The organism is Streptomyces sp. 3330, assembly GCF_031456635.1.
Taxonomy (GTDB): domain Bacteria; phylum Actinomycetota; class Actinomycetes; order Streptomycetales; family Streptomycetaceae; genus Streptomyces.
Genome location: NZ_JAVDVA010000020.1, coordinates 15,590 through 25,599, shown reverse-complemented (window position 1 = coordinate 25,599; position 10,010 = coordinate 15,590). Strand labels below are relative to the sequence as shown.

The window sequence follows — 10,010 nt, the reverse complement described above, 5'->3', positions numbered from 1 at the left end:
TTCCCCGACGCGTTTTCCGCTCAAGTCACGGGATGGCGTTACAGGGGTGCGATCGGCAGCCCCTTTACGGTTGGCGCCCGCCCGCACGCGGCGGTGTCGCGCTTGTTCTCGGCGGCCGCGACGGCGAGGGTGACGGCGACCGCGTCAGTGGTGCGGCGGCCCGGTGGGGGCGGGGACGCGGGCGCGTGGTGCGGTCGTCCGAGGATGCCGACGCGACTGATTATGATCTTGGTCATGTCTGTGCAGAGCTTTGACAAGAACCTCTCCCGGAAGCAGAGACTTCAGGAGAAGCAGCGCCGCCAGCTGGCGGTGGTCGACACCGTGGACAAGGCCGAGGCCAAGGTCCGCAAGGCGGAGATCGAACTGGCCGTGGCGGTCACCGAGGCGGTGCAGGTGTTCGGCGACGAGCAGTCCGCGTCGGAGGGACTCGACATGCCGGTCGAGGCGCTGCGGCGCTTCCTCGGCATGGCCCAGGACGAAGCGTCGCGCGCCGGCAACGTGGCCGAGGCGGCCGACGCGTCCTGAACCCGGCGAACGGGGAGGGTCGTCGTGCGAGACCGGTGTCGACGGCCCTGATCCTCACGGTCGGCGCGCGACCCCGGAGCGATGGCCCGTCCGCCCGGACGGGCGCTGAGGGCGCCTGCCAGGCCGGCGTCCGTCGGTCGCGCAGCAACGAGAGGGCAACGTCGACGACCGCGACCGCGTCCCGGCAGGCGTGACGGCCGTGCCCGGTCGCCGGATGCCGTGGCGATGGGTGGCGAGGTCCGGTGCCGTGGCCGGCTCACACGCGCCGTCGGCGGCCCGGCGTCCGACGACGGGCGGCCGGTGGCAGGAAGTCCGATGCTTCCCCCGTCCCCTGGTTGCGCCGTGCCCCGGCGCGGGGCGGTCACTCGTTCTCGGTCATGGTCCGGTGCGCCTCGTGGCGGACGTCGGCGTTCCGGTGGCCCCGCAGCAGGCGCAGCAGCGACCGCCACGGGTCGGGCCAGCCCAGCGCGCCGCCCGTTCCCTTCACGATGCCGACCGCCAGCAGACCTGTCGCGGTGCCGCCGTCGCGGGCGAACCGGTCGGCCGCGGTCAGCAAAGCCTCGGCGCGCTCCGGCACGGCACGATACGCCGAGGACGTCCGCAGCCGGTCGGACGTGCGGACCGCCACGATCGCCCCGGCTCCGTCGAGGGCGTCCGCGAGGTCGCGCAGTCGTTCGAGCAGTGCGGTCGGCTCCACCGTGTGATCGACCAACTGGCCCAGCAGAGCGACGCGTTCCGCCACCAGCAGGGGTTCCGACGCCAGCTGCCCCGCGACCGCTTCGAGCAACTCGGGCCGCACACCGTCGACATGGCCGAACGACGTCAGGTTCCGGAGCCGCTGCAGGGCGGGCAGGTCCCGGCCCTCCCACGCCTCGCAGCCCCCCTCCGCCGTGTGCATCGCGGCCAGCAACGCGGCCAGCGCGCCGTGGAACACGCTGCCCGGCGCGGCGCCGCCCACGGGATGCGGTAGCGCGGACACGGCCAGGTCCCGCAGCACCCAGCCCGCGTACTGCCAGTGTGTACGCGCGCCGAGGTCGCAGACCGTACGCGAGATGCGGACGGCCAGTTCGGGTGCGCAGCGGCACCACACCCCCATGGCGTGCAGCAGGGCGTAGCCGCCCCCGAAACCCTCCGCGAGGGCCAGAGACGTGTCGTACGCCGAGACGACCACCGCGGCGTAGGCACGCCGGTGCGTCGCGGCCACCTCCCAGGGGGTGACGGCCAGGAGGGCTTCGTGTACGGGCCGGGTGTCGTCGCGCGCGACCTCGTCGAGCAGGCGCCAGGCCTCCGGCTCGCCGAGCAGCGGCGGCAATGCGCGGACGACGGCGGCCCGCACGTCCGGGTGGCGATCGGGTGCCCGGAAGGTGCTCGCCAGCAGGGAGACCGCCTGCCCGGGCGGCAGGAAGCGTGCGGCGAGCCGTACGGCCTCCTTGCGGGAGGTCACCTTCGCCGGCCGCTCACCGGTCAGCAACGCGCCCAGCGCGACGGCGAGTTCGGACGGTGCGGTGAAGCGGGCCGCGCGGGACGCCGCGTACACGGCGACCCGGGCCCGGTCGCCGCCCGCCTGTTCCAGCAGCGCCGACAGGACGGTGTGGGGCCGGTCGGTCCAGGGCAGGGCGCCGAGCGCGGCCTCGGCGACGACCACCTCCGCGTCGTCCTTGTGCGCCAGCGCCAGAGCCCGCCCGAACTCGGGTACCGGGGCCGCGGCACGGATCAGAGCGGCCCGGTCGTCCAGCGGGAGAGAGACGTCGGCGACCGCCTGTGCGGCCAGCCGGACCGCCGCCCGCTGCTGGCGGGGCAGCCAGCGGTCGCTGTCGCCGAGGTCCGGCAGCGGGCGCCGGGCTCCGTCCAACAGGAAGCGGCCGGAGGGCGGAGCCCCGTCGAGCAGGGCGTCCAGCAGGTCGGTGCGCCGCCGCGTCAGCACTCGCCGCACGGGCGGGAGGACGACCGCCGACGGTTCGAGTGCGACGATGCTCGCGACCCGTTCGTCCCGGGTAACCGGTGCGGCCAGCCACAGTGCGGCCGCCGCCCGGAACGTCTCGTCGTCGCCGCGTTCCAGGGCCGTGGCCAGCCGTTGCTGCAGCTCGGGCAGCCGTCGGGCACGCGGGCCCAGCGCGGCGGCCAGGCCCAGCAGCAGCCGGAAGTCGGCCCGCCCAGCCCCGGCGTCGAGCCAGGGACGCAGGACTTCGAGCACCTGGTGCTCCTGCCCCCGCCGAAGGACACGGTGCAGCGGACCGAGGTCGGGCACCCCGACGCGGCTCGTGATGCGCTCCAGGATGCGCAGCGCCCAGTTCCGCAGTTCCGGCGCCTCGTCCGTGGCGTGCTCGACGAGCAGCCGCACGGCGAGTGTGCGCAGCGCCGTCAGGGTGGCGGCCGAACTGTCCCGCGCCTCCAGCGCGCCCGCGGCGATCGCGTCCAGCAGCGGGACGTCCTCGGGGCCGAAGAGCCCGGGGCGGGTCTCGGCCAGCGCGCCGAGCGCCCCGGCACGCACCGGATCCCGCTCGTTGCGCAGCCGGCGGCCCGCCGTGGTCAGCAGTTCGGCGACCGCCTCCCGGCCGCCGTCCCGGGCGGCGCAGGCCACGAGCAGCGGCCAGGCGGCGGCCCGGTCGTCGGCGTCGGACCGGCCGATCGCGGCGAGCAGCGCCGGACGTGCCTCGTCGAGCGGGCCGTGGGCGAGGGTGTCCAGGTCGTCCCACCAGTAGCCGGTGCCGTCGAACTCGGCCGCCGCACGCCGGACTTCCGCCCACCGGCGCTCGCGCGGCAGCAGGTCGAGCACGCTCAGCGCCAGGTCCCGGTGAGCCCCCGTGTCGGCGACCGTGTCCACGAACGCGGAGCGTCGACCGGGCGCCAGGGCCTTCACCAGCGCGGTGAAGTGGCCGGAGCGGTTCAGCCAGTGACGGCCCAGCGCGGTCAGCGACGCGGCTTCGGCACGCACGAGCCGGCGCAGCACCCCGGACGGCGGGATCGGCTCGTGGCGCTGTACCTGGCGCTCGGGGGAGGTGATCCAGCGGATCACGCGGTCGGCGTCGGCCGTGACCAGCGGGCCGAGCGCGTTGGTGAGCGCGGACGGGAGGCTGCCGGGGCCGCGCCGCTCCAGCAGCGCCATCACCCGCTCGGGGCGCAGGGGCGCGAGAGCCGCGACCGTGGTGGCGTGCAGACGCCACCACTCGTCCCGCTGCAGGCCGCCCGCCCGGTCGGCCAGGGTCTGCTCGGCATGGTCCAGCACCGGGTCGGGATGCCGGCACGCGAGCCGCGTCCAGTTGTCGACGGCGTGTGCCAGCCCCGGCAACTCACGTGCCACGAAAGGGCGGGAGCAGGCCGGCAGCAGTCGCGCGGCCTCGGCGTCGCCCCACTCCGCGCGCAGTCGCCCCACCAGCCGCTCGGCCAGCGCGGTCCGGGCTCCCGCGGCGAGCAGCCGGGCCAGCCGCTGCCGCAGCACGGCCGGTGCGTCCTCGTACGCCGCCTCCACCGCCCGGTCCGGCACGGCCAGGTCACGCACCGCCCGCCGCGCGTACCCGGCGACCACCGGGTCCGGGTCGGCCAGCCGCGCCGCGAGGAATTCCGCGTCCCCTCCGACGTGGGCCGCCAACGCCGCGAGCCGCCGCTCGTACGGCCCGCGCACGTCCAGCTCGCGCAGGAGCGGGGCGAGCGTCCCGTCGTCGGCGAGCCTGCGCGCGGTCCGCGCCGTCAGCGTCAGGCGTGCGGGGAACGACAGCGGTTCGAGGGCGGAGAGCAGGTGCTCCGCGGTGGTCGGCATCCGCCGATTGTGCCCGCCGGGATTGGATCATGCGATCGAATAAGGCCGCGTCGGCCCTTGAGGGGGGCGCGGACCGCACGGCGCGAGCCCCCCGCCGCACTGCCGGACGGCACCCGGTGCGTCATTCCCGTTCTGGACCAGTACCGTTCGAAGACGGACGCTGGTGCTCCTGGTGCTCCTGGTGCTCCTGGTGCTCCTGGTGCTCCTGGTGCTTCTGGTGCGCTTGCGCCGAGCTTGGCCCGCAGCGCACGGCGAGGGCCGCGATGTCGTCGTCGAGCCTGCCGCCGCCGTAGCGCAGCAGGTCCCTGTGGAGCTGGGTCAGCAGCTCACGGGGCGCGGCCGCGCCGTGCAGGCGCATCCAGTCCGGCAGCGGGAAGAACCTGCCGCCGCGGTCCCGTGTCTCCGTCACGCCGTCGGTGTAGAGCAGCATCTGATCGCCGGGGACGAAGGCGACGCTGTCCACGAAATAGTGGTCTCCGAGGAGTGTCGCGAGGTTGAGGGGGGTGGAGGGACGGGTCGGCTCGAGAACGTGGATCTCGCCGCTGTGCACGAACACCGGCGGCGGATGACCGCAGTTGAGGACCTTGACATGCCCGCCGCCGTACGGGATCTCGGTGATCAGAGCCGTGGCGAAGTGCTCCTGCTGATCGTCTGCGGGGATCGCGGCGCTGTAGCGGGTCATGGTGATCTGCAGGCGTCGGATCAGCCCCCTGAGGTCGGGCTGGTCGTACGCGTTCTCCCTGAAGCAGTTGATCACTGCCGCGGCCGCCCCCACCGCCGACAGCCCCTTCCCGCGTACGTCGCCGATGAGCAGGCGGACTCCGTACGGCGTGTCGGCCACCTCGTAGAAGTCGCCACCGATCCGTGCCTGCTCCTGTGCGGCTCGGTACAGCGACTCGATCTCGATGCCCTGGATCCGGTGCGGCAGCGGGCGCAGCAGCACCTTCTGGGCCGCGTCGGCGACGAGTCGGACCTGGAAGAGCGTCTCCTCGCGCTGGAGTCGGAGATGGCTCGCGTACGCGGCGGCCAAGGTGACCGCCACGATCGCGGCAGAGGTGTACGGCGTTCCCAGATCGGAGTGGAAGAAGCTGACGCCGATCATGATCAGCAGGCAGAGCGCGCCCAGCAGGATCGTCGGGAGCACGGGCCACAGCGCGGCCGCGAGAGCGGGTGCCGCGGGCAGGAGGCGGCTGAAGGCGATCTCCCGCGGAGTGGCGAAGGCCAGGGCGGCGATGACCGCGGTGACGAGCACCGGCGAAATCAGTACGGCCCGACGCTGGCCGCCGTCGGGACGGTGGCGGCGTCGGAGCCGTGCTGACGTGGTCATAATTCGGATCCTATCGGGATGTAGCGGGCGTGGAACGGATCCGCCACTCTCCGATCACCCCGCGTTCGGCGGAGCCCGCGCAGGCCGGGAAGCCCGAGGAGGCCGTCAGCGTCGGTGACCGTGCGGGCGGCCCTGAGGCCTGCGCCTCCGGGGCCGCCCGCACGACGCGTGCTCAGCGCGCCGGGGCGGTCAGGGGGTCCCTCCCGTCATGCGGGACGGGTGCCGGTGACCGGCCGGCGCGCGGCACGGCAGTGCTCAGGGCTTGGCGGAGTACACGACACCGGCCAGGTTCTGGGCGGCGGCGCCCCACACCTGGTCGTACAGGGAGGAGTCGACGCCGAGCGTGCAGAGGAGCCACGCGGTCGTGACTCCGTAGGTCAGTTTGAGCTGCGCGGCCCGGGTGATGGTTCCGCTGTCGCAGCCGAAGCCGGAGCTGTCCTCGAATCCGCAGTGGAACCCGCCGGTGATCACGCGCAATTGGGTGGCGGCCGGTTTGGCGTCGTACATCTTCTGCTGGTTGTCGGCGACACCCGCGATGCTGTCGGCGCTGCCGCCGACGTACTGGACGGGGATGCTCAGCGCGCCGGAAGCGCTGACGGCCGACGGATTGGTCTCCGCGGCCGCGAGAGTGGAGACGGACCTGACGGCCGGGTTCCGGCTGGCGGCGACCAGTGCCGCGCCGCCGCCCATCGAGTGCCCCGAGACGGCGAGCCGGCCGGTGCTGACCGCGCCCGCGAACCGGGAGCCGGTGGTGCCGTTCTGGGTGGTGAGCCAGGTGAGTGCCGCGTTCAGGTCGTCGGCGAACGCCGAGTGGCTGGGGAACAGCCCGCCCTGGGACTTGGGCGCGACGGTGATGATTCCCCAGGAGGCGTAGTGCTTGAGCAGGCTCTCGTACTGGGTGATCGCCTGGAAGAAGCCGTGCCCGAAGGCGAGGCCGGGGTGGGCGCCGGACGCGACCGGCGCGTTCGCCCCGGCTGTCGTGCCGGGGTACCAGACGCGTGCGCTGTACGAGCGGCCCGACGCCGAGACCGTGAGATCGGTGTAGGCGACGGGGTACGACCCTGTGGTGGAGGGGTCCGCCGCGCGCACCGGGGTCGCCGGGTCCGACGCCTGGGCGGCCGGTGCGAGGGTGAAGGCGGCTGCCGCGGTCAGCAGCAGCGCGGTCATGGACCGCAGGAGTGTACGGAACACGAGATCACCTTTTCTGGGGGGAGGAAACAGTGATTTCCGGTGGTACGTCTCCGTGGTTCCGGGCGCCGGGGCTGAACCGAGGCGAGCAGAGGCCGACTGCCGAACCGGCTGCCGAACCGGTTGCTGGGCCGAACGGGAGGAGCTCAGCCGCCGAAGCGCAAGGTGAAGTCACGCAGCGTGAGGCTGATCAGGGGAGCGCGGCGGCCGAGCGCGCCGAGTCGGCTGTCGGCCGGCGCCGTCCACTCGGCACGCGCCAGGCGCAGGGCGGCGCGACCGCGGACCCGGCTGGTCTTGATCCGGCCGTTGAGCGTCTGCGCGAGTGTGAAGGCCAGCGGCCAGCGACCGGGCAGGGCGGCCCGCTCGGTGGACCGGCCGGTCGCGAGCGTCCCTCGGCCGGTCTTGGCGGCGCACGAGACGCCGTCCGCTCGATGGACCTCGAAGAGCGCCATCTCCTTGGGGATGCCCCAGAGCGCGCGGCCCCCGGCCAGGGAGATCTCGCTGTCGACCCAGATGTCGGTGATGCAGACACGGGCTCGCGCTCCGTCCCGCACCAGGACCGCCCGCAGCAGTTCGTCGTAGCGCAGGACGCTGTCGTTCTCGTAGACGACCCAGGCCGCGCCGACCAGGCCGCGGCCGGCGACGGTGAGGTGGCGGGTGCCGGGCGCGGCGGGGGGAAGCTCCGCGCGCGGCACCAGCCAGAGAGACAGATACATCTGTCCTGCCAGGTGCCATGGCGCATCCGGGTAGGGATTCATGCCGCGTCCGTTCCGTGGGGAGGATGGAGGCGCAGAGCGCCCGGGGCGGTGGCCGGAACGGCCGGCCTGCGCGGTGGGACGGGTGTGACACGACGGTACGGGAGGCCGGGGGCGGGGCGGGGGTCGGACTCTCCTTCGTTGGGCCACAGGGCGGTCGCCCGTTCGGCGAGGGCGGTGATGGTGAGCGACGGATTGACGCCGAGGTTGGCGGAGATCGTGGAGCCGTCGACCACGTGCAGTCCCGGGTAGCCGTGGAGACGGTGGTAGGGGTCGACGACGCCGGTGCGGGCGCTGTCCCCGACGGTGCAGCCGCCGATGAGGTGACCGGTGGTGGGGATGTCGAAGAGGTCTGCCCAGGTGCCGCAGGCCTCACCGCCGATCCGGTCGGCGGCCGCGCGGGCGGCGCGGTGTCCCGCGGGGATCCAGGTCGGGTTGGGGGCGCCCTCGCCGGGCCGGCTGCCGAGGCGGCGCCGTCCGGTGCGGGTGCGCCGCAGGTAGGTGGTCACCGAGTTGTCGACCGACTGCATGACCAGCAGCACCACGGTCTGCTGGGACCAGCGGCGAGGGTTGTGCAGGGCGGGAAGGCGGCGGGCGTTGCGTGCCATGACGCCGAGTCCCACGAGGAGGCGGGACCGTCCCGGCACCGGGTCGACGAGCATCGCGCCGAGCAGTCCGAGCAGGTTGCTGCCGCGGCCGTAGCGCACCGGCTCGACGTGGGTGGTGTCGTCCAGCCGGACGGACGAGGTGATGGCCACGCCCCGGGAGTGGTCCGCGTCGCGCGCTCGGGCGCGGACTCCGAGGATGGCCTCCGAGTTGGTCCGGGTCAGCCGTCCCAGCCGGGATGAGATGCCGGGGAGCGAGCCGTCGCCCTTGAGGGTGTGCAGCAGGCGCTGGGTGCCCAGCGCGCCGGCCGCGAAGATCACGTGGCGTGCCGTGAGCGTCCGTCGTCGTCTGCGCGGGACGGCGCCGGTGCGGACGGAGGTGACGGCCCAGCCGTCGCCGGCGCGGGTGACGCCCGTGACGGTGCGGCGCTCCATGACGCGCGCGCCGGCCCGTTCGGCCAGGCCGAGATAGTTCTTGGGCAGGGTGTTCTTCGCGTTGTGTCGGCAACCGGTCATGCAGGCGCCGCAGTGGAGGCAGGCGTTGCGTGCGGGCCCGGCGCCGCCGAAGTAGGGGTCGGGCACCTCTGCGCCGGGTGCGGCGCCGGCCGGGCCGAAGTGGACGCCGACCGGGGTGGGGCGAAAGGTGTCGTCGCGGCCCAGGTCTCGGGCGGTGTCCTTGAGCAGCTGGTCGGCTTCGGTGAACACCGGGTTGGGCGCGACGCCCAGCATGCGCCGGGCCTGCGCGAAGTAGGGGGCCAGCTCGCGACGCCAGTCGGTGAGGGAGGACCAGTGCGAGCCTTCGTAGAAGGCGGCCGGCGGCTCGTAGAGGGTGTTGGCATAGCCGAGGGAGCCGCCGCCGACACCGGCGCCGCTCAGCACGAGGATGTCGCCGAGCAGGGACGCTCGGAGGATGCCCGTGCAGCCGAGGCGGGGCGCGAAGAGGTAGTCCCGCAGGTGCCAGGACGTCCGCGGGAAGTCGGTGTCGGCGAAGCGCCGGCCGGCTTCCAGCACGCCGACCCGGTAGCCCTTCTCGGTGAGGCGCAGGGCGCTGACACTGCCGCCGAACCCCGATCCGACGACGAGGACGTCGTAGTCGAAGGCGTTCATGCGTCGTCGCTCGCTCCGAAGTCGGCCAGCAGCGGGGCGACGAGGCGTTCGAGGTTCTCGCGCCGCACCTGGGGGTGGACCGCGGTGAGCGGAAGGGGGCTGTCCGGTCCGGGCATGTGCGGGAGGAGCGCGAGGTGGGGCAGGAGGACGAGCAGGAGCGACAGCAGCGCGTCCAGGTCGGCGTCCTTGCGCAGGCGCCCGGCGGCGACGGCCCGCTCCAGGAGGGGACGGAGCCCGGCCAGGTAGATGGCGTTCACGGGTACCCGGACCGCGTCCCGTACGGCGGGGTTCATCTCCATGTTCGTGGCCGCGGTCACCCCGCGTTCGAGCGGCTGCCCGGCGAAGTAGTCGAGCCAGGCCTCCAACGCGTCGACGAGATGGGCGGTGAAGTCCGTGGTCCCGTCGTAGTCGTCGAGCCAGGGCCGCATGTGCGCGTAGATCCGGAGCGAGGTCTGTTCGGCGACGTAGGTGAAGAGATCGAGCTTGCCCGAGAAGTACTGGAAGAGCGAGCCCTTGGCGACTCCGGCCTCGCGGGCGATGACGTTCAGGCTGCCCGTCGAGTAGCCGTGGGTGCCGAACTCGTCCATCGCCGCGACCAGTACACGCTCGCGGCGGGCCGGCGACAGCCGGGTCCAGGTGGGCGTGGGCATGGGCACTCCTCCGCGTGACCGGGCGGTCATGTGACCGCCCGGTCATGGTGGAGGCCTTCCCCACGGGATGTCAACGACTCTGACAGTCAAGGCAGT

8 protein-coding genes are annotated in these 10,010 nt (G+C 73.6%); 1 reads left to right on the top strand and 7 read right to left on the bottom strand.

What is annotated here, in order from left to right:
- Positions 1 to 38: 38 nt before the first annotated feature.
- A complete protein-coding gene (locus J2X68_RS28885; protein ID WP_310435523.1) occupies positions 39 to 236 on the bottom strand; it encodes a hypothetical protein in 198 nt (65 codons plus the stop codon).
- On the opposite strand from J2X68_RS28885, the gene J2X68_RS28880 reads away from it, so the two are divergent.
- On the top strand, positions 235 to 525 hold the full coding sequence (locus J2X68_RS28880; protein ID WP_310435522.1) for a hypothetical protein: 291 nt from the start codon (positions 235 to 237) through the stop codon (positions 523 to 525). The two genes, J2X68_RS28885 and J2X68_RS28880, sit on opposite strands and share 2 nt — an antisense overlap.
- Positions 526 to 886: 361 nt before the next feature.
- Here the strand turns inward: J2X68_RS28880 and J2X68_RS28875 are convergent, their stop codons facing one another.
- The 6 genes from J2X68_RS28875 to J2X68_RS28850 form a co-directional block, all read right to left on the bottom strand.
- A complete protein-coding gene (locus tag J2X68_RS28875; protein ID WP_310435521.1) occupies positions 887 to 4,282 on the bottom strand; it encodes a hypothetical protein in 3,396 nt (1,131 codons plus the stop codon).
- 121 nt (positions 4,283 to 4,403) lie between these two features.
- Positions 4,404 to 5,609 carry a PP2C family protein-serine/threonine phosphatase gene (locus tag J2X68_RS28870; protein ID WP_310435520.1) on the bottom strand — a complete coding sequence of 402 codons (1,206 nt, stop codon included), beginning with the start codon at positions 5,607 to 5,609 and terminating at the stop codon, positions 4,404 to 4,406.
- A gap of 255 nt (positions 5,610 to 5,864) precedes the next feature.
- Positions 5,865 to 6,800: a chlorophyllase/cutinase-like alpha/beta fold protein gene (locus tag J2X68_RS28865; protein ID WP_310435519.1), complete on the bottom strand. Its 936-nt coding sequence runs from the start codon at positions 6,798 to 6,800 to the stop codon at positions 5,865 to 5,867.
- Positions 6,801 to 6,943: 143 nt separating this feature from the next.
- Positions 6,944 to 7,513, bottom strand: a complete 570-nt coding sequence (locus J2X68_RS28860; protein WP_310435518.1) for an acetoacetate decarboxylase family protein — start codon at positions 7,511 to 7,513, stop codon at positions 6,944 to 6,946.
- Between the two features lie 38 nt (positions 7,514 to 7,551).
- Positions 7,552 to 9,264 carry a GMC family oxidoreductase gene (locus J2X68_RS28855; protein ID WP_310435517.1) on the bottom strand — a complete coding sequence of 571 codons (1,713 nt, stop codon included), beginning with the start codon at positions 9,262 to 9,264 and terminating at the stop codon, positions 7,552 to 7,554.
- A complete protein-coding gene (locus J2X68_RS28850) occupies positions 9,261 to 9,914 on the bottom strand; it encodes a TetR/AcrR family transcriptional regulator (RefSeq protein ID WP_310435516.1) in 654 nt (217 codons plus the stop codon). Before J2X68_RS28850 ends, J2X68_RS28855 begins: the two co-directional genes overlap by 4 nt.
- Positions 9,915 to 10,010 lie beyond the last annotated feature (96 nt).